The organism is Rhodococcus sp. IEGM 1351, assembly GCF_030056875.1.
Taxonomy (GTDB): Bacteria; Actinomycetota; Actinomycetes; order Mycobacteriales; family Mycobacteriaceae; genus Rhodococcus_F; species Rhodococcus_F opacus.
The window spans coordinates 26,643-50,723 of record NZ_JASHKU010000005.1 but is presented as its reverse complement, the minus strand read 5'-3'; the positions used below and the strand labels follow the sequence as shown (position 1 = coordinate 50,723).

Genomic DNA, 24,081 nt, shown 5'->3' with positions numbered 1-24,081 from the left:
GCAGACCATGACGCAACTCCCGTGCAACCCCCCCGAGCTGAGGACGTTGTTCCTCTTCGAGAAGCTCACCGACCACCAGCTCGAGCAGCTGTGCGAGAAGGGGCACGTCGAGCTGATCGAACCCGGCCCGGTATTCGCGGAGGGTGAGATCGCGACGTGCTTCTACGTGCTGATCGAAGGCGAGCTCGTGCTGAGCAAGCTGTCGGGCGGCGAGGAGATCGAGTTCAGCCGGACGTCCCAGCGCGGCGTGTACTCCGGGGCCTGGCAGTCGTACCTCGGTGACCGCGCTCCCCAGACGTACACCGCGTCGATGCGCGTCACCGCCCCGTCGAGGTTCTTCGTCCTCGACGCCGACCGTTTCGGGCAGCTGATGCGCGAGTGGTTCCCGATGGCCGTGCACCTGCTGGAGGGGCTGTTCTTCGGCAACCAGAACGCGAAGCAGGTCGTCGATCAGCGGGAACGCCTCCTCGCGCTGGGGTCGCTGTCGGCGGGGCTCACGCACGAACTCAACAACCCGGCGGCCGCCGCGGTCCGGGCGACGGCGTCGCTGCGCGACCGGGTGTCGCACATGCGGCAGAAGCTGAGCGTGATCGCCTCGGGCGTGTACGACCGGCAGGCGCTGGCCACGTTGATCCGGTTGCAGGAGGAGACCGCCGAACTGGTCGCGAAGGCGCCGACGCTGACCCCGCTCGAAGCGTCCGACCGCGAGGACGAACTCGGCGACTGGTTCGACGACCACGGCGTCTCCGGGGGCTGGGACCTGGCGCCCACGTTCGTGCAGGCGGGTCTCGACGTGCCGTGGCTCGAGCGGATCGTCGCCAGCGTCGACGACGAATCGATGGTCGAGAGTGCGATCCGCTGGCTCAACTACACCATCGAGACCGAATTGCTGATGAACGAGATCGCCGACTCGACCGCCCGGGTCTCCACGCTCGTGAACGCCGCGAAGCAGTACTCGCAGATGGACCGCGCCCCGTACCAGCGCGTCGATCTGCGGGAACTGCTCGACAGCTCGCTGGTGATGCTCGGCCGCAAGATCGGCGACTCCGTCACGGTGGTGAAGGAGTACGACCCGACCTTGCCGCAGATCCCGGCGTACGCCGCGGAACTCAACCAGGTGTGGACGAACCTCATCGACAACGCCGTCGCCGCCATGGACGGCCGCGGCACCCTCACCGTCCGCACCCGGCGCGACGGCGACATGGCCCTCATCGAGATCGGCGACACCGGACCGGGTGTGCCCGAAGAGATCCGGTCGCGCATCTTCGAACCGTTCTTCACCACGAAACCGGTGGGCGAGGGAACCGGGCTCGGCCTCGACATCTCGTGGCGCATCGTCGTGAAGAAACACCGCGGCGACCTGCGTGTGGAGTCCGAGCCGGGCGACACCCGGTTCCAGGTCCGAATTCCGATCGAACCCGAAGTCGCAGCAGCAGAAGGAGCCTCAGATGGGTGAGCTGGAGGGAATCGACCCGAGCGTGCCGCCGAGTGGAGACGGATGCGCCGAGTGCGACAGCGCCGGCGGGTGGTGGGTCCACCTGCGCCGCTGCGCACAGTGCGGTCACATCGGTTGCTGCGACTCCTCCCCCGAACAGCACGCCACCAAGCACGCCGCCGACACCGGCCACCCCGTCGTGCGGAGCTTCGAGCCGGGCGAGAACTGGTTCTGGAACTACGCCACCGAGACGGCCTTCGAAGGCCCCGAACTCGCCCCGCCGCACCATCGTCCGATCGACCAGACCGTCCCCGGCCCCGGCTCCCGGGTTCCGCCGAACTGGCAGGCCTACATTCACTGACTCGAGCAGTCAGAGTCGCCCGAGGCGGTGTGCCGTCGCCGCGTCCTGCTCGTCGTACCGGGCCAGCGCCGCTTCGAACGTCGCCTTCAGATCCAGCGCGTAACGCTCGTGCGCCGCGAACGTCCCGACCGCCGAGTTCTCGACAGCGACGCCCGGGCCGCCGATCGCCGTCGCCCGGAACCGGGCTGCCAGTTCCGCCGCCGACCGCAGATGGGTTTCGCCGAGACCGAAGCTCTCGGGCGCGAGTTCACGATGCGCTCGCTCTCGCAGGTCCTGCATGTCGGCGGCCAAAACCTCGCACGCGGCGATGCACCGCACCAACGCGTCGCGATCCACTTCGAGCCGGTCCTCGCTCATCCGTCCCCCTACGGTCCTGCGCGTCCCCTGATCGCGCGAGAAGACAAACTACCCGGTCCCCCGCCCACCACGTTTCCCTCACCTCTGCCGTCACACCGAGCGGGCGTTATGGTGCAGGTCACCAGGGTCGGCCAACGGAGGCCGCCGGGAAAGTAAGGATGCGGACTGTGGAAATTCAGGGAACCGCCGCACTGGTCACCGGAGCAGCCTCGGGCCTCGGCGCCGCCACCGCCAAGCGTCTCGCCGACGCCGGAGCCACCGTGTTCGGACTCGACCTGCAGCAGTCCATCGAGCGCGCCGGCGACAACGTCCCCGACGGCGTGACCCTCCTCGCCACCGACGTCACCAGCGGTGACGAGGTCCAGGCCGCGATCGAGAAGATCGTCGAGTCGGGTCTGCCGCTGCGCATCGTCGTCAACTGCGCCGGCGTCGGCTGGGCCGGGCGCATCCTGTCGAAGAAGGGCCCCCACGACCTCGAACTGTTCCGCACCGTCATCACGGTCAACCTGCTCGGCACGTTCAACGTCATGCGCCTCGCCGCCGACGCCATCGCCAAGACCGACACCGTCGACGAGTCCGGGCAGCGCGGCGTCATCATCAACACCGCATCCGTCGCCGCGTTCGAGGGCCAGATCGGGCAGATCGCGTACTCCGCGTCCAAGGGTGGTGTGCACGGCATGACGGTCCCGGCCGCCCGCGACCTCGCGCAGTTCGGCATCCGCGTCAACACCATCGCCCCCGGCATCATCGACACCCCGATGCTCGCCGGCGTCACCGACGAATACCGCAAGGGCCTCGAAGCCGGCGTCCCGTTCCCCTCGCGCCTCGGTCAGCCCGCCGAATACGCCCAGCTCGCTCAGATGATCGTCGAACACGACTACCTCAACGGTGAGACCATTCGTATGGACGGCGCTCTGCGCATGGCGCCGCGGTAGGCGGCTCCGCCGCCCGTGCGCCTTTCTGGTTGCTCCAGCTACCACAAAGGCGCACGGGGCGCGAAGCGCCCTTCCCTGGGAGGTGGGCATGGGTTTCTACTCGGACCGGATCGTTCCGCGGCTCGTCGACATCAGTTGCGGGATGAAGTTCACGGAGCCGACGCGGCGACGCGTCTGCGCCGGTCTGCACGGGCGCGTGGTGGAAATCGGATTCGGGTCGGGTCTCAACGTCCCGTTCTACCCGGCCGCCGTCGACTCGGTGAGCGCCGTCGACCCCGCCGACCTCGGCTGGAAGCTGGCGCGCAAGCGGGTGGCGGCGTCGACGACACCGGTCGAGCGGTCCGGTCTGGACGGCCAGTCACTCCCCTTCCCGGACAACAGTTTCGACACCGCACTGTCCACATGGACGATGTGCACCATCCCGGACGTCGACGCCGCACTCCGGGAGGTCCGGCGTGTCCTGAAACCGGGCGGCACACTGCATTTCGTCGAGCACGGTCTCGCCCCGGACGCAAACGTCCAGCGGTGGCAGCGCCGGCTCGAACCGATCCAGAAGGCCGTCGCCGGTGGTTGCCACCTCACCCGCGACATTCCCACCCTGGTGACGAACGCCGGATTCGACGTCCAGGACCTCGACCGGTTCTACGAGACGTCCGCGCCGAAGATCGTCGGCGCCTATTCCCTCGGAGTCGCGGCTTCGCCGCCCGTTCGTGCCTGACGAGTCCAGGGACTCGTCAACCGCTCACAGGCGGCGGCGCCGCCTGTCGTCGATGTAGAACAGCACGAGGGCTCCGCACAGGAGGGCGGCGGGGATCCAGGCGGCGGCTCCGCCGAAGTAGCGAGTGGCGAACGCCCCGACGACGGCGCCACCGGCGAAGCTGCTGACGATGGCGGCGTACACGCGGGTGTGCTGGCGCGATTCGGGGACCTTCTCGATGAATCCGGCGTACGCCGATTCGGTGAAACGCATGAGGTTGCCGGTGGTGGCGACAGCGATGTACGACAGCGACCCGATGGTGCGGAACAGTCCGAACTGCATCGCCGCGACGAACGCGATCGGAACGGTGACCAGTGCGTTGGGCACGTTTGCGGGAACGAACGCGACCGCGACGAGGACGACGATCTGCGCGACCATGGCGATCCGGATCGGGTGGTCGAAGACGCTGTGGGCGAGTTCGCCCTTGAGCAGATGCGCGAACGCGACACCGACGATGAACGCGAGGATCGGCCACAGGTGGGCCCGTGCGGCGTGGAAGTGACGCTCCGACAGGTCGATGGCCATGAGGATGACGTTGCCGGTCTGGGCGTTCGCGAAGACGCCGCCGCGACTGATGTAGGTGTAGGCGTCGAGGAAGCCGCCCGCGGCGGTGAGGAGCAGAGCGAACCGCAGCGTCGTGGATGTCTTCGGCACCTCCACCTGACCACCCCTACCGAATCGGGCCCTGCCTTGCAGCCTAGAGGTCGGACGCGAGCGGGATCTCCTTCTCGGCCCGATCCGACATCCATTCGCGCAGTACTTTCGTCGCGATGACGTCGTCCTCGTTGTATTGCAGCAGTCGTTCGCGCTGGGTGAGGTCGGGTTCGCCGTCGTAGCCGACGGCTTCGCGGTACCAGCTCATCGACGCTTCACCGCTGGCGTCGGCGTCGCGCCACCGGAATCCGGCGACCGGGGCGATCTTCTTGAGTCCCTTGCCGCCCGGGCAGATGAACTGGTCGCTGATCGCCTGGTAGATGTCGACCCATTGTGGGCTGTCGATGAATTCCCGGATCTCGGCCTCGGTGGGGATGCCGGGTGCCCCGGCGAACCGGCGGGCGGAGTCCAGCAACCACTTGTCCTCCGCGGACCGCGAATAGCAGTACGCGGCGAAGGTTCTGCCGCTCAGCGCCGCCGCTTCCCGCTCGGCCATCAGCCACGTCCAGAATTCGGCGAACGACCGCGCCTCGTCCTGCGTCGGCACCGGGTCCCAGCTGACGAACGGCCGGTACGCCGACACCCCGTCCACGTTGAGCAGCGTGCCCCACAGGTAAGCGCCGTGTTCCTGGTAGCTCTCCATGTCGACGTCGACCTCGACGTCCGCGCGCGTCACCCGGATCTCGGGGAACCGTCGCACCAGCGGCGCTCCCGCGAGCCACGCCTTCGCGGTGACGACGGCGTCCTCGAACGCGCCGTGCGGCCAGTCCTCGAGCGGTTCGCGATCCCACGCCGCGAGGTCGTCGATGGTGTGGCAGCCCGCGTCGCGCAGCATGTCGGCGCGCGAACCGGTGGCCACCAGGCTCACGTCGTGTGTCTGGGTCAGCTGCTCCTCGCACCCGGGCCACCACGGGCAGGAACGACATTCGCCGATCCTCGACGGCACGGTCGCCGATTCCCCGCGGGCGACGGCGAGCCGGTCGGCGAAGCGTTCATCGTAGTCGTCGAGGATCGTGGTGAGGTCGTGCACGAAGATGACGTCGGAGCCGTAGCCGATCGCGCCCGCCACCAGCGCCGGACTCGCGAGCCCGTGCCGTTCGAGCATCCGGTACACCTGCGCGACGCGCATCTGGTCGCGGACCTGACCGCGCGGCTTCCGCGTCGCGTCCTCCCGCGGTTGCCACTCGAACATGTCCGACGTCACGGCGCCGCGGCCAGGATCGGTGACCTTGTGATTGACGACGATCACGGGGATGTACCCGCCGTGGTCCTCGTCACGGATGAGGATCTCGCAGCGCGCCCTCCGGCCGGCGTCCCGGTCGAGCGGGAGCACGGCTCCCCAGATGCGGTCCGCGCCTGCCTCGCACGCGGCCACCGTGTCCTCGGCTCGTCGGCGCAGGCTCTGCTCGGTGTCGATCTGCACCCACCGTTGCGGTGCATGCTCGGTGAGGATCCGCCGGACGTCTTCGCGCTTGGCGGCGGCGGCGTCCTGACGCTGGCGGACGCCCGGGTCCTCGGGCGCGGCCGCCAGTTGTTCGGGGAACGCCGCGTCGAGGTGCACCCGGTGGCGGCACCGCGTCAGTGCGCTGGCATCGATCACCGTCCCCGACGCCTTTCCGGGAGAGGCGTCGGGTTCTGATTGCTGACCGATATGGGAACACACGATGACGAAGATTATGTGCTCCCCTAGGCTGATCCCGAAGCACCGGATGCAGTTGGTAGCGTGGGCTGCGCTGAAACACCAGGAAAAGGGGTCTTTTCGATGGGGTTGTTGAAGAAACGTAAGTCCCGAGCCACCCGCAAGGCGGAAGCCAAGGCACTCAAGCACAAGGCTGGAGTGGAGGCGAAGCTGAGCGCGAAGAACGAACGGAAGCGCGACAAGCAGGCCGCCAGTGCCGGCCGCAAGCTCGAGGCTGCCGAACTGAAGTCGCTGAAGAAGGTCGAGAAGGCTCAGATCGCTGCGTTGAAGGCCGAGGAGAAGGCCGCCGCCCAGAAGGGTTTCACGGTCGCCGCCGTCCGTAAGTACCTCGGCGTCGCACGCCTGCTGACGCCGGTGCTGCTGCCGATCGCCTACCGCGCCGCCACGGTCGTGCGCGGGCAGATCGATGCCCGCCGTGCCGACCGCCTGGGCGTCGACATCGATCAGCTCGCGAACTTCACCGGGCACGGCGCCAAGCTCAGCGCCCGCATCGCCGGCGCCGAAAGCTCCACCACGGAGATCCTCGGGCAGAAGCCGGACGACGCGGAGACGCAGCAGTTCGCCGCCGCTATCCGCGACCGCCTCGGCGACCTCAACACCGCGGTCCGCGCGGCCGAGCAGATGCCGCAGGCCCGCCGCAAGGCCGCCCATCACGCCATCTCAGCCGAACTCGACGGAGTCGAAGCCGATCTCCTCGCCCGCCTCGGCGTGCGCTGAACCGCCCGACCCACCGCAATGTCCCCCGCCCGCCCCGCCGCGACCGCCACCCTTCGGGGCTCGGCGGTCGGTGCGCTCGTGGCCGCTCTCGCGGTCGCCGCGCACGGCATCGGCGGGGGCGGCCTTCCCGAATCCGCGGCGCTGACCCTGCTGTTCGTCACGTGCAGCGGGGTCGGCGCGGTCACCGCGCAACTGCCCGCACGCGTCCACGGCCCGCTCACGCTGGTGGGCGCCCTCGGTGTCGGCCAGGTGGCCGGACACTTCGCTCTCACACTCACCTCGCACGTGCACTCGGTGGTCCCTGCCGTGCCGATGCTGGCCGCGCACGCGGCCGCCACCGTGATCTGCGCGCTGCTGATCGCGAACGCCGAGCGTCTGTACGGCCCCCTCGTCCACGTCTGGCGGGTGGTACTCCGCGGCGAACCGCAGCCCGTCTCGGCGGCGCCTACGGCGCACGTCCCCGCGCGTCCCGCGAATCCCGTGGACGCCCTGCTGCGCGCGAGCATTTCGCGTCGCGGACCCCCGGTCCCGGTCTGACTCTCACCTCTTCTCGCTTCAGACCCTCAAAAGGACCTTCGATGAATTCCCTCTTTTCCCGTGCCCTTTTCACGGCCGGTGCGGCCGGCGGCGCCATGCTGCTCGCGGCCGGTGTCGCCGCCGCCCACGTCACCGTCGTCGCCCCCGGCGCCGAACAGGGCGGCTACTCCGTCCTGACCTTCCGAGTTCCCACCGAATCCGAGACGGCGTCCACCACCAAGCTGACCGTCACGCTCCCCGACCTGAAATCGGCTCGCACCACCCCACTGCCGGGGTGGACGTCCGTCGTCGAGAAGGACCCGACGTCCAAGCTCGCGAAGTCCGTGACGTGGACCGCCGACCCTGGTGTCGGTGTCGCGCCCGGCCAGTTCCAGCAGTTCGAGCTGTCCGCCGGACCGCTGCCGGAGCAGGACGAGGTGTCGTTCGCGGCCGCCCAGACGTACAGCGACGGCGAGGTCGTCAACTGGGATCAGGCGGTCGGCGCCGACGGTGCGGAGCCCGACAAGCCGGCACCCACGCTCACGCTGGCCGCGGCGAGCGGTGAAGACCACAGCCACGACGCGGGCGGCGCCACGACGTCCGAAGAGACCGAGACGACGGCGTCCGGCACCGACGACACCGCCCGCTGGCTGGGCGGCGTCGGCCTGATCCTGGGCGCACTCGGCGCGGCCCTCGGTCTCGGCGCCATGGTCCGGAGCCGTCGCTCATGAGAAGACGCATCACCTTCACGTCGGTGAAGGTGATCGCGGTCGGACTGCTGACCATGCTCGCGAGCATGCTCGGGGCAGGCACCGCGCTCGCCCATTCCGTCGTGATCAGCTCCACCCCCGAGAACAGTTCGGAGGTCGCGGCCGGCCCGGAACGGGTGAGCGTCACGTTCAACGAGGCGCTGCAGGAATCGTTCGCGTCCCTCACCGTGGTGGGACCCGACGGCAACCTGTGGACCAAGGGTGACCCGGCCGTCGAGGGACCCACGGTCAGTGCCGAACTCGGCGAGCTGGGACCGGCCGGTGTGTACACCGTCGCGTTTCGCGTCACGTCCGCCGACGGGCATCCGGTGAGCGGAACCCGCACGTTCACCCTCACCCAGGAGGGGTCGGGCACGCCCGGCGCCGCGGCCGACAGCTCGGGCGAATCCGGCAGCGGCGGAGTTCCGCTGTGGCCGTTCATCGTTGCCGGTGTGCTCGTGTTCGGCGGCGGGCTGTGGTTCGCGCTCCGCAAGCCTCGCGGCGAGAACTGAGCACGGTGGGTACGGCGCGACAGTCCTGGCTGCTGTTCGCCGTACCCACATCGCTCCTCGGGGTCGCGTGCGGTTGGGCGTTGGCGCAACCGGAAGACCCGTCCCCGTCGAGCGCCGTCCGGGCGCTGTGCCTGGTGCTCGGTTCGGCGGTGCTCGGACTCGCCGCGCTGGGCTGGTGGAGTCGCGCGGACAGCCGTCCCCTCCTGCGGGACCAACGGCTGTGGCGGTTGTCGACCGCGGTCGCCGGTGCGTGGATGCTCGCCGAGGCGGTGCTGCTGTCGATGACGGCGGCGGAGGCCGACGCCCTGGGGTTGTCCGAGCTGTCGGTCGGACGGTTCGGCGCGTACGTGACCGAGATCAGCGCGGGACGCGTCGACCTCGCCGTTCTCGTGTGCACGGCCGCGGCCACCGCGTGGTCGGCCGTCGCGTTCCGCCGCACCGACGCCCGGCTCCCCGTGCCCGTTCTGGTGCTCGCGGCCCTCGCCCTGGTGGCCCGGCCGATCACCGGCCACATGTCGCAGCAGGTTCTCGGCTCGGTCCTCGATGTCGTCCACGCACTGGCCGCCGCGGTGTGGTTCGGGCTCCTCGCCGCCCTCGGCCTGATGCTCCGGTCGCGCGGGGACTGGTCGTCGTGGCTGCCGCGGTATTCCGTCGTCGCGTGGCGGTGCGTGTGGCTGCTGACCGCGACCGGGATCGTCGACGCCGCGGTCCGGCTGGGTGGGGTGACGCCACTGTTCGACACCGGTTACGGCCGCATCGTGCTCGCGAAGGCGGTGGCGTTGGCGGCGCTCCTCGGGCTCGGCTGGTGGTGGCGGCGAACGTGGGTCGGGCAGGCCGCCGCACACCGGATCAGCGCCGAAGGGTCCCTGCGGCGCGCGATCGTGGAGGTGGTGGTGATGGCCGTTCCGTTCGGTCTCGCCGCCGCCCTCGCTACCACCGCCTGACCCGTGAGTACATATTAACGTCCGGCGGTTAATAAGTACTCACGGGCGCGTCAGCGCAAGAGGATCTTCCCGCGGCTGCCGCCCTTCTCGCCGGCGCGCTGAGCGTCGGCCGCGTCGGTCAGGGGGAAGGTGCGGGCCGGCGGGAGGGCCAGCGTCCCGTCCGCGGCGAGGGCGCCCAGCCGGCGCAGGGTCTCCGCGCTCCGGTCGCCGGCGTTGCCGGACGAGAAGGTGATTCCCAGCCCGAACGCGGCACCGTCCGACAGCGTCACGATCCGGTCGGTGCCCCCGCGCAGGTCCATCGCCGCCTCGAGTCCGCCGAAGCCGACGTCGAGGACGGCGTCGACACCGTTCGGCGCGAGTTCGCGGACCCGGTCCGCCAGCCCCTCACCGTATGTCGTGGGGGTCACGCCCAGCTCCCGCAACGCGTCGTGGTGTTTCTCGCTCGCGGTACCGATCACGGTGACACCCGAATCCAGCGCCAGTTGCGCCGCAATGGTTCCCACCGCACCCGACGCGCCGTTCACCAGTAACGTCTCCCCGGACTTCGGCTTCAGGAGCCGCAGTCCACGCGTGGCGGCTTCGCCGGCTACCGGAATGGTGGCGGCGTCCGTCCAGCTCAACCCTTTCGGCTTGGGCACGACGATCGAGGCGAGCGCGTATTCGGCGTAGCCGCCGGTGTCGGACCAGCCGAACACCTCGTCGCCGACCACCACACCGGTCGCCTCCGGACCGACCGCGTCGACCACGCCGGCCACTTCGCTGCCCGGGATCTTCGGGAACTGCACCGACATCACCTCGGCCATGGACCCCGACCGCAGCTTCCAGTCGATCGGGTTCACGCCGGCCGCCCGGATGACGAGGCGCACCTGGTTGCCGGTGGGCTCGGGCACCGGCACGTCGTGGGTCTCGAGCACTTCGGGACCACCGTAGGACGAGTAGGAGACTGCCTTCATGGTCTGTTTCGCGTGGGAATTCGTCATGAAGACAATCTCGTCCTCGGCGGTCCGTCGCGCCAGACATTCGGCTGGTTGATCACAGGGCGGCGGCGGCCTTCGTCAGATCGGCGACGAGGGCGTCGAACGCGTCGTCCCGATCCTCCGACGGTCCGCGGAGCACGGCGGACGGGTGGATCGTCGCGAAGACGTCCGGATCCACGTCGACGTCCACCTCGCCGTCGAGGTGCAGTAACTCTCCGCGGTGTTCGGTGAGCCGGAACGATGGGCCGAGCAATGCCTGCGCGGCGGTGGCCCCGAGGCACACGAGGACGTCGGGTTGCACCGCCGCCAGTTCGGCGATCAGCCACGGCCGGCACGCGACGATCTCGGTGCGGTTCGGCTTCTTGTGGATTCGGCGCTTGCCGCGTTCGGCGGGGACGAACTTGAAGTGTTTGACCGCGTTGGTGACGTACGTGAGGTTCCGGTCGATGCCCGCCGCGTCGAGCGCCTTGTTCAGAAGCTTTCCCGCCGGGCCGACGAACGGTTCACCGGCGCGGTCTTCCTGATCGCCCGGCTGTTCGCCGACGAGCATCATCCGCGCGGATCGCCTGCCCGCGCCGAAGACGGTGTGCTCGGCGTCGCGGTACAGATCGCAGCCGTGGCATCCGTCCGCCGCGTGGGACAACGCGTCGAGGTCGACGGTGTTCGGCACGAACGGTGCGGCCGAGGGCTTCGTGGCGCGTGACATGTGCGTCGAGTACCCGTCGGGCGGAGCTTCATTCGCACAACACTGTCAATTAGTTTAGCGCTAAGATATAATCACCGGAGAAGCCCACCGAGAAAGCGAGCCTCCATGTCCCTCACCGAAGTCACCGCCCACCACCCCTACAGCCCGGCCGTGGTCGCGGGCGGACTCGCGTTCGTCTCCGGCGCACTGTCCGTCGATGCCGAGGGCACCGCCGTCCCCGGCCGCACCGAGGCGCTCGACGCCGCCGTGGACCGCATGGTCGATCGCCTCGCCACCGTCGGCGGACAGCTGAAGGACGTCGTCAAGCTCACCTACTACGTCACCGACCTGTCGTTGCGCGAGGAGGCGAACCGCCAGTTCGAGCGCATCTTCGACGAACCGCGCCCCGCGCGCACGTTCCTCGAGGTCAGCAGCCTCCCCTACGGCGCCATCGCCGAGATCGACGCCGTCGCGGCGGTCGGGGGACGCTGACAGCGCACCTGTCCGGCAGCGCCGCGGGTCCCCGTTCCGAGAAATGGACGGGGACCCGCGGCGCGTCGCCGTCACTTATGCTCGTTCGATATCTTGGTACTAAACAGATGAGACCCTCGAGGATTCAGGAGGTGCGCCCGGTGACGCAACGCCCCGTTCCAGATCGCGATGCCGTCGACGACATCGTCGACCAGTGGGCCCACCAGTGGCCCGACCTGGATGTGAGTCCACTGAAAGTGCTGGGCCGCCTGCACCGTTCGTATCTGCGCTACCAATCGTCCCTCGCCGCCGTGTTCGAGGAACACGGCATCAACATGGCGTCGTTCGACGTCCTGGCCGCCCTCCGACGTTCGGGTCCGCCGTACCGGATGACGTCCGGACAGCTGGCGGAATCCGCGCTCGTCACCACGGGCGGTGTCACGCTGCGCGTCGACCGACTCGAGAAGGCGGGACTCGTGCAGCGCGAGCGCGACGCCGAGGACCGCCGCATCGTGCACGCGCAACTCACCGACGAGGGCCTGCGGGTGATCGAGAAGGTCGCGGAGGCCCACTTCGCCAACGAGTCGCAGATCCTCAGCGGGATGTCGAAGGACGATCAGGCGGCGTTGGCCGAATTGCTCCGCAAGCTCGAGCACTCGATCGTCGAGAACCAGGCCCCCACCGCCTGAGCGGATAGATCAGCTGGCCGCGCGGGAGGTCAGATCGGCGACCTCACCGAATCCGATGAACCGTTCGGATGCCGCCGTCATCTCCACGATGAAGCGTCGCTGCTCGTCCTGCGATGCACCGATCAGGCGCGCCGCACCCGTCCACTGCGCCTCGGACAGTTTGCGGGCGAGTTGGGCGGGTTCGGCGCACGGCGTCGCGATCCCGGCCTGGTTGAGCCGTTCGATGAATCGGATGTACCGGCCGAGGATCCGGTTGTGTGCCGCCTCGAGCTGTTCCCCGATCACGGGGTCGACGGCGGCGCGGTCCTCGATCATCGTGAACAGGCGTCCGCTGCTGTAGACGGTCTCGATGAACGCCGCGGTGGCCGCGCGCAGGACGGTGCGCGGGTCCGCGTCCGGCGGGACCGGGATGCGCTGAGCCTCGACGAACGTGTCGAAGACCGCGGCGGCGACGGCACGGAACGCGTCGTCCCGGGACGCGAACCGGGCGGAGAATTCGGCCTGCGACACCCCGGCGGCAGCGGCGATGACCGCCTCGGAGGTGCGCTCGTATCCCAGTTCGGCGAAGCACCGCCCCGCCGCTTCGACCAACGCGAGCCGACCTCGATCGTCACCGTTCGTAAGCACCGCTCGCGCCTCCTCGTACCCCGGCCGGCGCCCGACGTGTCGGCCGTCACACATTCTTGGTTGACATTTCATTCACGTCAACCCGCGCGACCTTACGCCTGCTGAAGTGCCTTCGCCTGGGCCTCGGCCTGCGCCCGGTAGAGCCGGCGGAGCCGGATGACGCCGAGGTCGTGCTGGTACAGGTTCTCCGCCTGGTCCGCGTCGAATGCCATCGCCTCGAGCATGGTGCGGTCCTGCTCGAGCACCACCCAGTGCCGCTCCTCGAGCTTGGTGCGGTACAGGAACCGCCAGACGTCGCGTTCCCAGCCCTCGACCTGGCGGTACCGCCAGAAGAACACCGCGGTGGTCTCGGCGTCGATCGGCGTTCCCATGCCGACGATGCCGAACGAGCCACCCGGGCCCGCGGTCGGCGGGTACGGGATCTCGAGGTCCACCCAGTCGATGCCGGTCCGGCAGAATTCGACCCAATCGAAGTTCACACCCCGCTGGTCGGTCTTCTCGAAGAAGAACCCGCGATCGGTTTCGCGGATCCGGAACTTCGCGGACGTCTCGCCGCCGAACATCGAATGCGATTCGCGGTGCAGGAACGCTCCGTGCATCGGGTCGAGCAGGTTCTCCAGCGTGAACCGCCACGGCGCCTTCCACTCCGCGTAGCAGAGGAAGTGCGAGATGCCGTCGTCGGTGAGACGCTCGGGCAGTTCGAGTGGCGCGGGTTCGGCGTCGGGGTCGGTGCCGAACCAGGCGAGCACGGCGCCGGCCACTTCCTGCACGGGGAGGCTGGTGACGAGCCGCTTGCCCTCGAGGTTGCAGCCGGGCATTCCGGGGACGGAGACGACGGTGCCGCCGCCGTCCACCTGCACGCCGTGGTACTGGCAGGCGACGCGATCGCCGAGGTGCTGGCCCTGCGACAGCGGGGCGCCGCGGTGCGGGCAGCGGTCGGCGAGCATGCGGAGGGTGCCGTCGGACTCACGGAACAGCAGCCAGTCCTCGCCGAGGCGGCGCACCTTCTTCATGTCGCCGCGCGCGACGAAGTCGGACGGGCACACCGCGTGCCACTGGTCGCGCATCCCGGTCGCGAAGATCTCGTCGCCGGTCAGTGCCGCCTTGTGCAGTCGGTTCACCATGTCAGGCCCCCATCCGTCGGATCTCGTCCGTGAAAGTGTCGGTGGTCCAGGCGTCGCCGCCGGGACTGTGGATGCCGAGGGCGTTCAAACCCTTCACCAGGCCTTCGAGGTGGTGCACACCGGTGCCGAAGACCTCTTCGATCGCACCGGCCAGCTTCCGTTCGTACGGGGTGGGTGCCGTGCCGGACTGGCGTGGTTGCAGATACAGGCTCATGGTTCTTCCCTTCTAGAGATCCAGCACGAGCTCGTCGGAGCGGGCGCGGGAAACGCAGATCATGATGGTGGTGCCGGACTCCTGCTCGGAGCTGGAGAGCAGGGAGTCGCGGTGGTCGGGGGTGCCGGCGAGGACGCGGGTTTCGCACGTCCCGCAGATGCCTTCGCGGCAGGAGTTGGGGACGTCGACGCCGGATTCCTCGAGGGTGTCGAGGATGGTCCGGTCCCGGGCGACGGTGGCCGAGATGCCGGATCGTTCGCAGATCACGCGGACGGGGCGATCACCGGCGAGGGTGTCGGCGGGGATCTCCTTCGCCTTGAACCGCTCGAGCCGGATCGTGCCGTCCGGCCAGGAGCGGGCGAACCCCTCGACCGCGCCGAGCAGTCCCTCGGGGCCGCAGGCGTAGACGAGCGTCTCCTCGCGGGCGGTACCGAGGATGTCGGCCAAATCGAGGATGCCCTCGGTTTCCTCGGTGACGACGTGCACGCGGTCGCCGTATCCGGACAGTTCGTCGAGGAACGCCATCGACGCGCGGGCGCGGCCGCCGTAGTGCAGTTCCCATTCGGCGCCCATGCGTTCGGCTTCACCGATCATCGCGAGGATCGGCGTGATGCCGATGCCGCCGGCGATGAACACGTAGCGCGGCGACGGCAGGAGTTCGAAGTTGTTGCGAGGCGCGCTCACCGACAGGCTGTCGCCGGGCCGCAGCGTCTCGTGGACGTGCCGGGAGCCGCCTCGGCCGGTCACCTCGTGGAGGATCGCGACGCGGTACCCGGTCTTGTCGTCCGGGTCTCCGCAGAGGGAGTACTGGCGGACGGTCCCGCGGTTCAGGTGCAGATCCAGGTGGGCGCCGGGCGTCCACTGGTCGACCGCGCCGCCGTCCTGTCGTTCGAGGCGAAGCGAGACCACGCCCGCGGACTCGACCCGCATCTGACGCACCATCATGGGGACGGTGTCTGCGTCTGTTGTCATCGCTCACTCCCAGGCTCAACCGAAGGCGTAGTTCCTTAGTGCTCAATAATTTAGCACTAAGATGTATCGTACGCCACAGTTGAGGGGAAATCTGTCGAACACAGGCCGAGCTACTCCGCTTCGCGGTACCGCACGGTCTCGGCCGCGAGCCGCTCCTCGTACGCCTGTGCGAGGTCGTGCAGACTCTGCACGCAGTCACCGGTGAACACCGGCGCATGCATCGGCGCCAGCAGCAGAGGCTCCAGATCGGCGAGTCCCCGGATCGTGGGCCCGAGCGCCGGTGACAGGCACGTCGCGTTCCCCATGTCCTCGGCCGCGATGGCCGGGCCGACGATCTCCTCCTCCGTGGCAGGCGGATGATGCCCGAATGCGGTGAACAGGTCACCGCAGAACAGCGTCTGCGTCGTCTCCTCGAAAACCAGCCCGGCATCCCACCCGTGCGGAACATGCGGAGTGTCGAGGTGACGGACCCGCCTGGTGCCCGTCTCCATCACGTCGCCGTACTGCAGGGGACGCGGCATGCGATCGGCGAGGTCGTTGACCTGCACGAAGCAACCCATCGCCCCGTGCGCGACCTCGGCGTTCGGCGCGGCCGCCAGCCACGAGTTCATCGCACCGCACTCGTCGGCCTCCACGTGCCCGAACGTGATCCACCGCAGTCTGTCGAGAGGAATCAGCCGACCGACCGCCGCGGACACGGACGGGAACAGCGCACGCTGACCGGTGTGGAACAGCAGCGGTTCCTCACCGTCGACGAGGAACTGGTTCATGATCAGGTTGGGCTCGTCCAGATACGTGGACAGCCGGTAGATGTCGGGAGCGATCTCGGTAATCGTGGTGTCCATCCCTGGCTCCGATCACGTCACGGTGTCGTGAGGACAAGCCTTCTCGGGACAGCGGCGGCGCGCAAGATCCTGCGGGTACGCGATGGCGCTACCGGCGTTGCCCGACGCCGATCCGGACGAGGTCGTGCCCGACGGTCACGGTGCCGGCGAATGTGGACTTCACGCCTCGTTCCCACTGGTCGTCGGTGACCTGCCGGGGGTCGCCCGGTCCGATGTGGGAGAGCACCACCTGGCGGACATCCGCATCGGTGGCGACGCGCCCGACGTCCTGCGCGGTGGTGTGCGCCTGGATCATGTGCTCGACCAGTGCGGAACCCGAAGTCTGAGCGTAGAAGTCGACGTCGATCACCTCGTGGACGAGGATGTCGGATCCCCGGGCGAGTCGAACCACGTTCGGCGACTTCGCGGTGTCGCCGGAGAACGTGACCGCACCGTCCTCCGTGTCGAACCGGTACGCCAGCGAGGGGTAGACCGGGCCGTGCGGAACCAGTGTCGCGGTGACCCGGACCCGGTCGTCTTCGAACACCGGGAACGGCTCCATCTCCGGCGCCGTGTTGTCGGCGGACGCACCCGCCGACTCCGGTGGCAGTACATCGTGCAGCGACAGCCGCTGCCCGTAATCGGAGTGGGCGCCCTTTTCGACGTTGCGAATGTTGATGTCGTAGGCGAATGCGTCGAGTACGCCCGCGAACAGATCGGTGAGTCCGGGTGCCGGCGCCGCCGGACTCTGGATCGGAATACTCTGGCCGCCACGCGGTGCCGACAGTCTGCCCGCCGACCCCGGGCCGTACACCGGCACCACGTTGCGGAATGTGTACGACGGAGTCCCGCCCGGCAGCCAGAAGACGTTGAACAGATCGGCGATGTGATCGCTGTGCATGTGCGTGACGAAGACGCCACCGAGCGAATCCGCGGCGATACCGGCCTGGATCAGCTTTCGGCTCGACCACGGACCCGCGTCGATCAGATACGGTCTGTCGCCGACGACGAGCACACTGGACGTGCCGCTCCGCCCCGGCACGGCGATGGGTCCGGCCGCCGTGCCGAGCAGGATCAGCGTGGTTGCGTAGCCGTCGACGTCACCGGACAACTCGTAGGCGTCCGGTGGCGTCACACCACTCGGCTGCGCGTCCGAGGTGTGGGACGCGCAGCTCGTCGCGGCGACGGCAGTGGCGGCGGAACCCAGCAGGGCCAGCGCCCGCCGCCTCGACAGCGGATGTCGGCCGACAGGTTCCATTCACGCGTCCGTTCGGGCCGCGGCCAACTCCAGCGGCACGTGCCAGGCGTCGTATTCGTAGACCCAGTCGCCGTTGCCTGCGACCTTCAGCCACTCGTTGGACCGGGAGCCGCGCTGGATGCGGGAGGTCCGCTGCAGTCGCGTCTCCTGGTAGGTCTGCAGCGCGACCGCGGGGTCGTCGAACAGGCTCAGGCAGCGGGACAGGACGACGGCGTCTTCGATGGCCATGCCAGCGCCCTGCGCCATGAACGGCATCATCGGATGTGCCGCGTCGCCGAGGAGCACGGCGCGCCCGTCGGTCCACGATGCCAGCGGGTCACGAACGTAGAGAGCCGATTTCAGGACGTCGTCGCAGGCGTCGAGCAGGGCTCGCGCCTCGGGGTGGAAGTCGCGGTACAGCTCACGCAGTTCGGTGACGGAACCGGGTGTGGTCCACGATTCCTCGGTCCACTCCTCCTGGCCGCAGGTGGCGAAGACGAAGATGTCCTTGCCCTGGTTGAGGGGGAACGTCACGATCTGCGTCGACGGATTCGGCCCCCACCACTTGGTGAAGCAGTCGAGGTTCGGCAGGTCGCCGACGCGTTCGGTGGGGACGACGGCGCGGAACGCCACGACCCCGGTGAACGTCGGCTGTTCCCGCCCGAGGAGAGCGGTCCGGACCGCGGAGTGAATGCCGTCGGCGCCGACGATCACGTCGGCGGAAACCGTACTGCCGTCGGTGAACTCGATGCGGCTGTCGGCAACGCCGCTGACCCGGCGACCCATTTCGACGACACCCGACGGCAGCCGGTTCTCGAGCGCGGTCATGAGGTCGCCCCGGTGCATGGTCAACTGCGGTGCGCCGTACTGCTGTTCCGCGCTGTCCCCCATCGGCAGCCGGGACGTTTCGGCTCCCGTGTCCCACGTGCGGCTGATCCGGAACTGCGGCCGGGCGGCCGATTCGCGGATCGCCGGACCGATGCCGAGTCCGTCGAGAGCCCGGACCGCGTTGGGGGTGAGGTTGATGTCGGCGCCGACGCGGGCGAACTGCCTCGTCTGCTCGTAGACCGTGACGTCGAGACCGAACTTGCGGAGGGCGATCGCCGTGGCGAGTCCGCCGATGCCGCCACCGCAGACGGCGACCGTGGTCACTGTGCAGCCTTTCCGGGGACCGTGACGGGCGGCGTGAACGGTGCCGGCATGTCGCCGTAGGCGGCGAGATCGACCTCGACGATCACCGGCGCCTGCCGCGACACGGCGTCGGCGAGCACCTCGTGGGCCTCGGCGGCGCCACCGATCCGCAGGTACGGCACACCGATGGACTGCGCCAGCAACGGGAAGTCGGGGGTGACGAGGTCGACGGCGTAGGTGTCTTCGCCGCCGCCCTTCTGCATGTTGCGCAGCACACCGTAGCCGCCGTCGTTGAACACGAGCAGCACCAGCCACGGCTTCTCCTGCGCCATGGTCAGGATCTCGCCGAAGTGGACGGCCAGGCCGCCGTCGCCGACGAGGGCCAGGGTGGGACGCGTCTCGTCGGCCAGTGCGGAACCGATGGCCATGCCCAGGCCCTGCCCGATGCCGCCGCCGCGGGGGAAGACGTTGGACTTGGGGTCGAACATCGGCAGCAGCCGGTTGCCCCAGGAACTCGACGCGATGGTGACGTCGCGGGCGATCACGGAATCCTGCGGGAACGCGGCACGCACGGCGTCGCACAGCACGGCGTGATCGCCGAGTCCGGCGCGCTGCTTGCTGCGGACGAGTTCGCGGGTGGCGCGGGCACGTTCGGTCCAGGCGGCGTCGACGGGCGCCAGGCCCGACAGCTGCCGGAGGAACGTCGCGATGTCGGTGGTGACCCCGGCCTGCGCCGGGTAGACGCGTCCGACCGCGGCCGCATCGATGTCCACCTGCACGTGTGCGGCGGGGACGGGCATGGAGTAGTCGCCGGTCTCGTTGGACCGGAAATGGGTGCCCAGCGACAGCAGCAGGTCGGCGTCCCGGAGGAGCTCGCGCCCCGCGGGGGTGTTGCCGTAGTTGCCGATGCACAGCGGGTGGTCCTCGGGCACGGCGCCGCGCCCGGAGTTGCTGGTGAGCAACGGGACTCCCCATTGCTGCACCAGTTCGGTCAGCTCGGCACCGGCCGTGGCGACACCGCCGCCCGCCCAGATCACCGGGCGTTTCGCCGACTGCAGCAGGGCGAAGGCGACGGCCAGCTCGTCGACGTCCGGCGTGCGCGGCGACTCCGCCACCGGCTCGACGACGTCGATGACGTGCTCCGCGTACTGGAGGTCGATCGGCCATTCGATGCTCGACGGTCCGCCGGGCGCGGCGAGCGCGGCGGCGACGCCTTCCCGCAACATCTTTCCGGCGCTGTCGGTGTCGAGGATGGTGGCGGCATGCTTCGACGTCGCCGTCAGCATCCCCAGCTGATCCTTGGTCTCGTGGATGAATCCGCGACCCGAGCCGAGGTACCGGCTCTCGACGTTGCCCGTCACGTGCAGCACCGACGTTCCGGCACTGAGCGATTCGATCAGCGACCCGGCCGCGTTGCCGGCACCGGTGCCGGTGCTCGTGAGAGCGCAACCGAGACCGCCGGTGGCCCGGGCGTACCCGTCCGCCGCGCTGACCGCGGTGGCCTCGTGCCGGACCGGCACGAACCGCAGGTGCGTGCTGACCGCCTGCACCAGGGGCTGGTTGTGGACGCTCACGATGCCGAAGACGGTGTCGACACCGGCCTCGCGCAGCACCTGGACGAGCAGGTCGCCCCCATTACCCACAGACATGGTGTTCCTCTCAGACATAGCGCGCGACGCCTCCGCAGACGTCGAGGCTGGTGCCCGTCACGTAGGACGAGCGGGGGGACAGCAGGGTCACGATCATGGTGGCCACCTCGTCGGCGCGGCCGAACCGGCCGAGGCCGATGCCGCGGTCCTGGGCGATCTCCGCCTCCCATTCGGCGAATGTGGCGTCGGTGCCGGATTCCTCGTAACGGCGCCGCCACTGGCCGGTGTCGACCAGTCCGAGCGACACCGAGTTGACGCGGATGCCGTCGGCGGCGAGTTCGAGCGACAGCGACTTGCTGAGGTTCAGCAGCCCGGCCCGGGCGGCGCTGGTGGTGACCAACCGCGGCTCGGGCTGACGTGCGAGCACCGCCGAGATGTTGACGATGGACGCGGCGCCGGACTTGCGCAACAGTGGCAGGGCTGCCTCGACGGTGTTGAGGACGCTGGAGAACTTGAGGTCGAGTTCGTCGCGCCAGTCGTCGAGGGTCGCCTCGCCGCGCGGGACCATGCGGGACTTGCCTGCGTTGTTGACCAGACCGTCGAGGCCGCCGAATCGGGCGACACCGGCGTCGACCAACGCGGCGACCGCGGCCGGGTCCCGGACGTCGCAGGACGCGGTGAGGACGCGGTCGCTGCCGGGCAGCGGTGCGATGACGGAGTCGAGCCGGTCGCGGTCGCGCGCGCAGGTGACGACGTTGGCGCCCTCCTCGAGCAGCATCGCGACGGTGGCGAGCCCGACTCCCGAGCTTCCGCCGGTCACCAGGTGGGTGCGGTCTTTCAGTTGCAGGTCCACGACGTGGTCCCCTTCTCTAGTGCAGGACGAATCCGCCGTTGACGACGAGTTGCTGGCCGGTGATGTACGACGCCTCGGGCCCCATCAGGAACGCGACGGCGCCGACGAGATCCGACGGCTGCTGTGGCCGCTCGAGCGCGCGGTTGAGGCGGTACAGCTCGTGCCGATGCTCCGGAACCTTCTGCGCCGATTCGCTTTCGGTCAGACCGGGCGAGACGGTGTTGACGGTGATGCCGTGCGGGCCGAGGTCGCGGGACATGGCGCGGGTCAGCGCGGCCACCCCACCCTTGGAGGCGATGTAGTGCGCGAGACGCGGCGAACCGTACAGGGCGGCGTCGGAGCCGATGGTGACGACTCGTCCGCCTCCGTTCCCGATGATGGAGGGAATGATCGCCCTGCTCACGAGGAACGTGCCGCGCAGGTTGACGCCCAGCACCCGGTCCCACTCGTCGATGTCGAGTTCGTGAATCGGTTTGCCGCCCACGCCGTCCGCGAGGGCCGCGTTGTTGACGAGGCCGTACAACGGGCCGCCGGCGGTGACGGTGGCCGCCATCGCGTCGACGGACTCCGCGTCGCGGAGATCGACCCGGACGAACTGCGCCTTGACGCCGTCGGCGCGCAGGCTTGCCGCCGCGTCCTCGCCCCAGTCCTCGCGGATGTCGGCAAGCCACAGGGTGGCGCCGTCCTCGCCGAGCCGGCGGGCCAGGGCGAGGCCGAGACCCCGCCCCGCCCCGGTGACGAGAATGCTGCGGCCGTCGAGACTCATGGTCAGTCCCGCGTCACGCCGTGCATGGCCGACGTCTCGGGGTACGTCGGGATCTGCGGCTTCTGCGCGCCGATGATGACGCAGAACAGAGCGTCCTTGTCGCCGTTGTTCTTCAGGCTGCGCGGAACTCCGGCCGGGACGACGATCATGTCGCGGTAACCGAGGGTGCGCTTCTCGACCTGGCCGTCGCGGTGAACACCGACCTCCACCTCGCCCTCGAGGACGAAGAAGGCTTCCTCGGCGTCGTGGTGGGTGTGCTCCGGGCCCTCGGCGCCGGGGGGAAGCAGCATGTTGGAGAACGTGAATCCGCGCGAGACGATGGTGCGGTTGTCGTTCTCGTGGTTACCCGTCGCGCCGGAGCCGACGTAGCGGATCTGCGCGCGCTTGAACTGGTCGCCGGCCTTGGCCTGGAAGCCCAGGGTGTCCCAGTCCTCGTGGCGGGAGCCACGGGTGAGGATCAGCGAGTCGGTGAATTCCTTCAGATCGGCGGTGCCGTATTCGAGTGTCATGTCGTGCTCCTTCTCTAGAGGTGGTTGCGTAGGCGTTCGGTGATGTGGATGAAGGATTCGACCCAGGCGTTGAAGGCCTCCGGCCGCTCCTGGTTCGCGAGGTGTCCGGCACCCCGGATGGTGACGAACACGGCACCCGGAATTACGCCTGCGAGAACCTGACTCGCCGGAACCCCGGTCACTCTGTCCTCGTCTCCGCCGAGGACGAGTGTGGGGATGTCGATCTTCGGCAGATCGGCCGTGTGATCGGTGGCCGCCATCGACTCGGCGGCGTACCCGTAGCCGGGCAGCCGGATCGACGACGCCATGATCGCCGTGGCCTTCGCGGTCAGTTCGTCACCGGCGGTCCCGGACAGCAGCCGCGGGGCCCGTTCGGCAGCAAAGGCTTCCGCGCCTTCCTGCTCGAGCGTCGCGGCCCGGGCGCGCATCCGGCCGGCGGCGTCGCCGTCCGCTCCCGAGCCGACGGTGGAACTGCCGAGCAGCAGACTCCGCACGAGCCCGGGGTGGCGCAGCGCCAGCCGGGTGGCGATCACGCCGCCCCACGACATTCCCAGGACGTGCGCTCCCGCGTCACCGCAACGGTCGCGGATCACGTCGGCAGCGGCGTCGGCGTAGTCGTCGAGGTCGAACGGACGACCCGGGTCTTCGCTGCGGCCGTAGCCGGGAGCGTCCCAGGCCAGCAGTCGCAGCGACGAAGACAGTTCGTCGAACTGTGGAACGAAACTGTCTGCGCTGCCACCGATCCCGTGCAGCATAAGCAGCGCGGGGCCGGAACCGGATTCGACGACGTGCGTCACGACGCCCGCCCGAGGTCGAACCGCTCGAACGCTCCGGGGTCGGGGATGCCGGCCATGTGGTCGCGGACCTGCTTGGACGGCGGGCCCGCGGTGCCCCACAGGTCGGAGAGTTCGGGAACCCGGCGCCAGACCTTGCACAGCCACCGGTCCTCGTCGACCTGTGCGATGCCGGACGTGTACTCGCACACCAGCCCTGCCGGGTCGGCGAAGTAGGAGAACGTGTTGTCGCCGGGGCCGTGCTTGCCCGGACCCCACAGCGGCACGGTGCCGTGGTGACGCAGCCGGCCGATGCCGCGCATGAAGTGGTCGACGGTGGGCATCTCGTAGGCGACGTGATTCACCGACGTCCACTCGGCCTGGTTGAACGCGATGCTGTGATGGTCCGTGTTGCAGCGCAGGAACGCCATCTGGTGCTCGGACCAGTCGGAGACCCGCATGCCCAGGACGTCGCAGTAGAACGTCACCGCTGCGTCGATGTCGACGGTGTTGAGGACGACGTGCGTGACACCCACCGGGACGGCCTCCTCGCGGCCGAGCTTCGGGACCGCCAGCGCGTCGGCGAGCAGTTCGACGACGCGGCCCTCGGGGTCGACCAGGCTGACGCCGTAGCCGCCGCCGAGATCGTCGACCGGTCCCGGGCCGCTGACGATCGGGACGCCGCGGACTTCGAGTCGGCGGGCGGCTTCGTCGACCTCGGCCGGCGTGGCGACGGCGAACGTGATGCGGCCGAGGCCGTTCCGCTCGGCCTGGGTGAGTTGCAGCGCGTGGTGGTGCTCACCGGTTCCCCGCAGCCAGGCACCGTCCGTGCCCTGCTCGACCACGCGCAGTCCCCACACCTCCGAGTAGAAGTCGGTGGATTCGATGCTGGCCTGTGTGCGCAGTTCGACGGAGCGCAGGCACCGCAGCCGGGCTATGGGTTGGTTCATCGCATGCCTCCAGTTGCTTAGGTCTCAATATCTTAGCGCTAAAGTAATAGGTCG

At 69.1% G+C, this 24,081-nt stretch carries 29 protein-coding genes; 11 read left to right on the top strand and 18 right to left on the bottom strand.

Going from position 1 to position 24,081, the window contains the following annotated elements:
• Nucleotides 1-7 precede the first annotated feature (7 nt).
• Both QM806_RS10270 and QM806_RS10265 read left to right on the top strand, forming a co-directional pair.
• Nucleotides 8-1,456 carry an ATP-binding protein gene (locus tag QM806_RS10270; RefSeq protein ID WP_005260494.1) on the top strand — a complete coding sequence of 483 codons (1,449 nt, stop codon included), beginning with the start codon at nucleotides 8-10 and terminating at the stop codon, nucleotides 1,454-1,456.
• On the top strand, nucleotides 1,449-1,796 hold the full coding sequence (locus QM806_RS10265) for a UBP-type zinc finger domain-containing protein (protein WP_005562580.1): 348 nt from the start codon (nucleotides 1,449-1,451) through the stop codon (nucleotides 1,794-1,796). Before QM806_RS10270 ends, QM806_RS10265 begins: the two co-directional genes overlap by 8 nt.
• A gap of 9 nt (nucleotides 1,797-1,805) precedes the next feature.
• Here the strand turns inward: QM806_RS10265 and QM806_RS10260 are convergent, their stop codons facing one another.
• Entirely contained in the window at nucleotides 1,806-2,153 is a 348-nt protein-coding gene (locus tag QM806_RS10260) for a hypothetical protein (protein ID WP_210461315.1), read from the bottom strand.
• Nucleotides 2,154-2,320: 167 nt separating this feature from the next.
• On the opposite strand from QM806_RS10260, the gene QM806_RS10255 reads away from it, so the two are divergent.
• Nucleotides 2,321-3,088 carry an SDR family NAD(P)-dependent oxidoreductase gene (locus tag QM806_RS10255; RefSeq protein WP_005562584.1) on the top strand — a complete coding sequence of 256 codons (768 nt, stop codon included), beginning with the start codon at nucleotides 2,321-2,323 and terminating at the stop codon, nucleotides 3,086-3,088.
• Between the two features lie 88 nt (nucleotides 3,089-3,176).
• The gene (locus tag QM806_RS10250) at nucleotides 3,177-3,806 is read left to right on the top strand and encodes a class I SAM-dependent methyltransferase (RefSeq protein ID WP_005562585.1); all 630 of its coding nucleotides are present in this window, start codon (nucleotides 3,177-3,179) and stop codon (nucleotides 3,804-3,806) included.
• Nucleotides 3,807-3,830: 24 nt separating this feature from the next.
• Here QM806_RS10250 and QM806_RS10245 read toward each other — a convergent pair whose 3' ends face one another.
• Together QM806_RS10245 and QM806_RS10240 are read right to left on the bottom strand one after the other, a co-directional pair.
• Nucleotides 3,831-4,505, bottom strand: coding sequence for a YoaK family protein (locus QM806_RS10245; RefSeq protein WP_005562587.1), 675 nt, complete (start codon nucleotides 4,503-4,505; stop codon nucleotides 3,831-3,833).
• Nucleotides 4,506-4,542: 37 nt separating this feature from the next.
• Nucleotides 4,543-6,099 (bottom strand): TM0106 family RecB-like putative nuclease, encoded by a 1,557-nt coding sequence (locus QM806_RS10240; protein ID WP_005560935.1) that lies wholly within the window; start codon nucleotides 6,097-6,099, stop codon nucleotides 4,543-4,545.
• Nucleotides 6,100-6,261: 162 nt separating this feature from the next.
• Between QM806_RS10240 and QM806_RS10235 the strand changes: the two genes are divergently transcribed.
• The 5 genes from QM806_RS10235 to QM806_RS10215 are packed head-to-tail and all read left to right on the top strand — an operon-like array spanning nucleotide 6,262 to nucleotide 9,636.
• Nucleotides 6,262-6,915 (top strand): DUF6474 family protein, encoded by a 654-nt coding sequence (locus tag QM806_RS10235; protein ID WP_005254746.1) that lies wholly within the window; start codon nucleotides 6,262-6,264, stop codon nucleotides 6,913-6,915.
• An 18-nt stretch (nucleotides 6,916-6,933) separates the two neighbouring features.
• Nucleotides 6,934-7,452 carry a hypothetical protein gene (locus tag QM806_RS10230; protein WP_007298274.1) on the top strand — a complete coding sequence of 173 codons (519 nt, stop codon included), beginning with the start codon at nucleotides 6,934-6,936 and terminating at the stop codon, nucleotides 7,450-7,452.
• 41 nt (nucleotides 7,453-7,493) lie between these two features.
• Nucleotides 7,494-8,162, top strand: coding sequence for a YcnI family copper-binding membrane protein (locus tag QM806_RS10225; RefSeq protein ID WP_005560933.1), 669 nt, complete (start codon nucleotides 7,494-7,496; stop codon nucleotides 8,160-8,162).
• Nucleotides 8,159-8,692, top strand: coding sequence for a copper resistance CopC family protein (locus tag QM806_RS10220; RefSeq protein WP_283291293.1), 534 nt, complete (start codon nucleotides 8,159-8,161; stop codon nucleotides 8,690-8,692). The genes QM806_RS10225 and QM806_RS10220 overlap by 4 nt, the downstream gene beginning before the upstream one ends.
• A gap of 5 nt (nucleotides 8,693-8,697) precedes the next feature.
• Entirely contained in the window at nucleotides 8,698-9,636 is a 939-nt protein-coding gene (locus tag QM806_RS10215; RefSeq protein ID WP_054248468.1) for a CopD family protein, read from the top strand.
• A 50-nt stretch (nucleotides 9,637-9,686) separates the two neighbouring features.
• Here the strand turns inward: QM806_RS10215 and QM806_RS10210 are convergent, their stop codons facing one another.
• Together QM806_RS10210 and QM806_RS10205 are read right to left on the bottom strand one after the other, a co-directional pair.
• Entirely contained in the window at nucleotides 9,687-10,616 is a 930-nt protein-coding gene (locus QM806_RS10210; RefSeq protein WP_005562716.1) for an NADP-dependent oxidoreductase, read from the bottom strand.
• A gap of 52 nt (nucleotides 10,617-10,668) precedes the next feature.
• Nucleotides 10,669-11,319, bottom strand: a complete 651-nt coding sequence (locus QM806_RS10205; RefSeq protein WP_005562714.1) for a UdgX family uracil-DNA binding protein — start codon at nucleotides 11,317-11,319, stop codon at nucleotides 10,669-10,671.
• A gap of 105 nt (nucleotides 11,320-11,424) precedes the next feature.
• Here QM806_RS10205 and QM806_RS10200 point away from each other — a divergent pair, with 105 nt between their 5' ends.
• Complete coding sequence (locus tag QM806_RS10200; protein WP_005248914.1) at nucleotides 11,425-11,790, top strand: RidA family protein; 366 nt, start codon at nucleotides 11,425-11,427, stop codon at nucleotides 11,788-11,790.
• A 107-nt stretch (nucleotides 11,791-11,897) separates the two neighbouring features.
• On the top strand, nucleotides 11,898-12,458 hold the full coding sequence (locus QM806_RS10195; RefSeq protein WP_005248915.1) for a MarR family winged helix-turn-helix transcriptional regulator: 561 nt from the start codon (nucleotides 11,898-11,900) through the stop codon (nucleotides 12,456-12,458).
• A 9-nt stretch (nucleotides 12,459-12,467) separates the two neighbouring features.
• Here QM806_RS10195 and QM806_RS10190 read toward each other — a convergent pair whose 3' ends face one another.
• From QM806_RS10190 to QM806_RS10130, 13 genes are all read right to left on the bottom strand, one after another.
• Nucleotides 12,468-13,157 carry a TetR/AcrR family transcriptional regulator gene (locus tag QM806_RS10190; protein WP_037203371.1) on the bottom strand — a complete coding sequence of 230 codons (690 nt, stop codon included), beginning with the start codon at nucleotides 13,155-13,157 and terminating at the stop codon, nucleotides 12,468-12,470.
• Between the two features lie 20 nt (nucleotides 13,158-13,177).
• Nucleotides 13,178-14,209, bottom strand: a complete 1,032-nt coding sequence (locus tag QM806_RS10185; protein ID WP_283291289.1) for a Rieske 2Fe-2S domain-containing protein — start codon at nucleotides 14,207-14,209, stop codon at nucleotides 13,178-13,180.
• Nucleotide 14,210: 1 nt separating this feature from the next.
• Nucleotides 14,211-14,423 carry a recombinase-like helix-turn-helix domain-containing protein gene (locus QM806_RS10180; RefSeq protein ID WP_005248918.1) on the bottom strand — a complete coding sequence of 71 codons (213 nt, stop codon included), beginning with the start codon at nucleotides 14,421-14,423 and terminating at the stop codon, nucleotides 14,211-14,213.
• Between the two features lie 12 nt (nucleotides 14,424-14,435).
• A complete protein-coding gene (locus QM806_RS10175; RefSeq protein ID WP_206033461.1) occupies nucleotides 14,436-15,395 on the bottom strand; it encodes a PDR/VanB family oxidoreductase in 960 nt (319 codons plus the stop codon).
• Nucleotides 15,396-15,505: 110 nt separating this feature from the next.
• Entirely contained in the window at nucleotides 15,506-16,240 is a 735-nt protein-coding gene (locus tag QM806_RS10170; protein ID WP_005254757.1) for an MBL fold metallo-hydrolase, read from the bottom strand.
• Between the two features lie 88 nt (nucleotides 16,241-16,328).
• Nucleotides 16,329-17,477, bottom strand: a complete 1,149-nt coding sequence (locus QM806_RS10165) for an MBL fold metallo-hydrolase (protein ID WP_210461314.1) — start codon at nucleotides 17,475-17,477, stop codon at nucleotides 16,329-16,331.
• On the bottom strand, nucleotides 17,478-18,608 hold the full coding sequence (locus QM806_RS10160; RefSeq protein WP_283291284.1) for an FAD-dependent monooxygenase: 1,131 nt from the start codon (nucleotides 18,606-18,608) through the stop codon (nucleotides 17,478-17,480).
• Nucleotides 18,605-20,254 carry a thiamine pyrophosphate-binding protein gene (locus tag QM806_RS10155; RefSeq protein ID WP_081315248.1) on the bottom strand — a complete coding sequence of 550 codons (1,650 nt, stop codon included), beginning with the start codon at nucleotides 20,252-20,254 and terminating at the stop codon, nucleotides 18,605-18,607. The genes QM806_RS10160 and QM806_RS10155 overlap by 4 nt, the downstream gene beginning before the upstream one ends.
• Entirely contained in the window at nucleotides 20,247-21,029 is a 783-nt protein-coding gene (locus tag QM806_RS10150) for an SDR family oxidoreductase (RefSeq protein ID WP_005573556.1), read from the bottom strand. Before QM806_RS10150 ends, QM806_RS10155 begins: the two co-directional genes overlap by 8 nt.
• A gap of 16 nt (nucleotides 21,030-21,045) precedes the next feature.
• Entirely contained in the window at nucleotides 21,046-21,795 is a 750-nt protein-coding gene (locus QM806_RS10145; protein ID WP_005573557.1) for a 3-oxoacyl-ACP reductase family protein, read from the bottom strand.
• 2 nt (nucleotides 21,796-21,797) lie between these two features.
• Nucleotides 21,798-22,304: a cupin domain-containing protein gene (locus QM806_RS10140; RefSeq protein WP_005248926.1), complete on the bottom strand. Its 507-nt coding sequence runs from the start codon at nucleotides 22,302-22,304 to the stop codon at nucleotides 21,798-21,800.
• Nucleotides 22,305-22,318: 14 nt separating this feature from the next.
• Nucleotides 22,319-23,101, bottom strand: coding sequence for an alpha/beta fold hydrolase (locus QM806_RS10135; protein ID WP_005573560.1), 783 nt, complete (start codon nucleotides 23,099-23,101; stop codon nucleotides 22,319-22,321).
• A complete protein-coding gene (locus tag QM806_RS10130; protein ID WP_065488589.1) occupies nucleotides 23,098-24,027 on the bottom strand; it encodes a VOC family protein in 930 nt (309 codons plus the stop codon). The genes QM806_RS10135 and QM806_RS10130 overlap by 4 nt, the downstream gene beginning before the upstream one ends.
• Nucleotides 24,028-24,081 lie beyond the last annotated feature (54 nt).

Bases quoted from the DNA above. Each gene is read 5' to 3' on its own strand.
- QM806_RS10270 (WP_005260494.1), top strand. From the start codon at position 8: ATGACGCAACTCCCGTGCAACCCCCCCGAGCTGAGGACGTTGTTCCTC.
- QM806_RS10265 (WP_005562580.1), top strand. From the start codon at position 1,449: ATGGGTGAGCTGGAGGGAATCGACCCGAGCGTGCCGCCGAGTGGAGAC.
- QM806_RS10260 (WP_210461315.1), bottom strand. From the start codon at position 2,153: ATGAGCGAGGACCGGCTCGAAGTGGATCGCGACGCGTTGGTGCGGTGC.
- QM806_RS10250 (WP_005562585.1), top strand. From the start codon at position 3,177: ATGGGTTTCTACTCGGACCGGATCGTTCCGCGGCTCGTCGACATCAGT.
- QM806_RS10235 (WP_005254746.1), top strand. From the start codon at position 6,262: ATGGGGTTGTTGAAGAAACGTAAGTCCCGAGCCACCCGCAAGGCGGAA.
- QM806_RS10230 (WP_007298274.1), top strand. From the start codon at position 6,934: ATGTCCCCCGCCCGCCCCGCCGCGACCGCCACCCTTCGGGGCTCGGCG.
- QM806_RS10225 (WP_005560933.1), top strand. From the start codon at position 7,494: ATGAATTCCCTCTTTTCCCGTGCCCTTTTCACGGCCGGTGCGGCCGGC.
- QM806_RS10220 (WP_283291293.1), top strand. From the start codon at position 8,159: ATGAGAAGACGCATCACCTTCACGTCGGTGAAGGTGATCGCGGTCGGA.
- QM806_RS10210 (WP_005562716.1), bottom strand. From the start codon at position 10,616: ATGACGAATTCCCACGCGAAACAGACCATGAAGGCAGTCTCCTACTCG.
- QM806_RS10205 (WP_005562714.1), bottom strand. From the start codon at position 11,319: ATGTCACGCGCCACGAAGCCCTCGGCCGCACCGTTCGTGCCGAACACC.
- QM806_RS10200 (WP_005248914.1), top strand. From the start codon at position 11,425: ATGTCCCTCACCGAAGTCACCGCCCACCACCCCTACAGCCCGGCCGTG.
- QM806_RS10195 (WP_005248915.1), top strand. From the start codon at position 11,898: ATGAGACCCTCGAGGATTCAGGAGGTGCGCCCGGTGACGCAACGCCCC.
- QM806_RS10190 (WP_037203371.1), bottom strand. From the start codon at position 13,157: ATGAAATGTCAACCAAGAATGTGTGACGGCCGACACGTCGGGCGCCGG.
- QM806_RS10185 (WP_283291289.1), bottom strand. From the start codon at position 14,209: ATGGTGAACCGACTGCACAAGGCGGCACTGACCGGCGACGAGATCTTC.
- QM806_RS10180 (WP_005248918.1), bottom strand. From the start codon at position 14,423: ATGAGCCTGTATCTGCAACCACGCCAGTCCGGCACGGCACCCACCCCG.
- QM806_RS10175 (WP_206033461.1), bottom strand. From the start codon at position 15,395: ATGACAACAGACGCAGACACCGTCCCCATGATGGTGCGTCAGATGCGG.
- QM806_RS10170 (WP_005254757.1), bottom strand. From the start codon at position 16,240: ATGGACACCACGATTACCGAGATCGCTCCCGACATCTACCGGCTGTCC.
- QM806_RS10165 (WP_210461314.1), bottom strand. From the start codon at position 17,477: ATGGAACCTGTCGGCCGACATCCGCTGTCGAGGCGGCGGGCGCTGGCC.
- QM806_RS10155 (WP_081315248.1), bottom strand. From the start codon at position 20,254: ATGTCTGAGAGGAACACCATGTCTGTGGGTAATGGGGGCGACCTGCTC.
- QM806_RS10145 (WP_005573557.1), bottom strand. From the start codon at position 21,795: ATGAGTCTCGACGGCCGCAGCATTCTCGTCACCGGGGCGGGGCGGGGT.
- QM806_RS10140 (WP_005248926.1), bottom strand. From the start codon at position 22,304: ATGACACTCGAATACGGCACCGCCGATCTGAAGGAATTCACCGACTCG.
- QM806_RS10130 (WP_065488589.1), bottom strand. From the start codon at position 24,027: ATGAACCAACCCATAGCCCGGCTGCGGTGCCTGCGCTCCGTCGAACTG.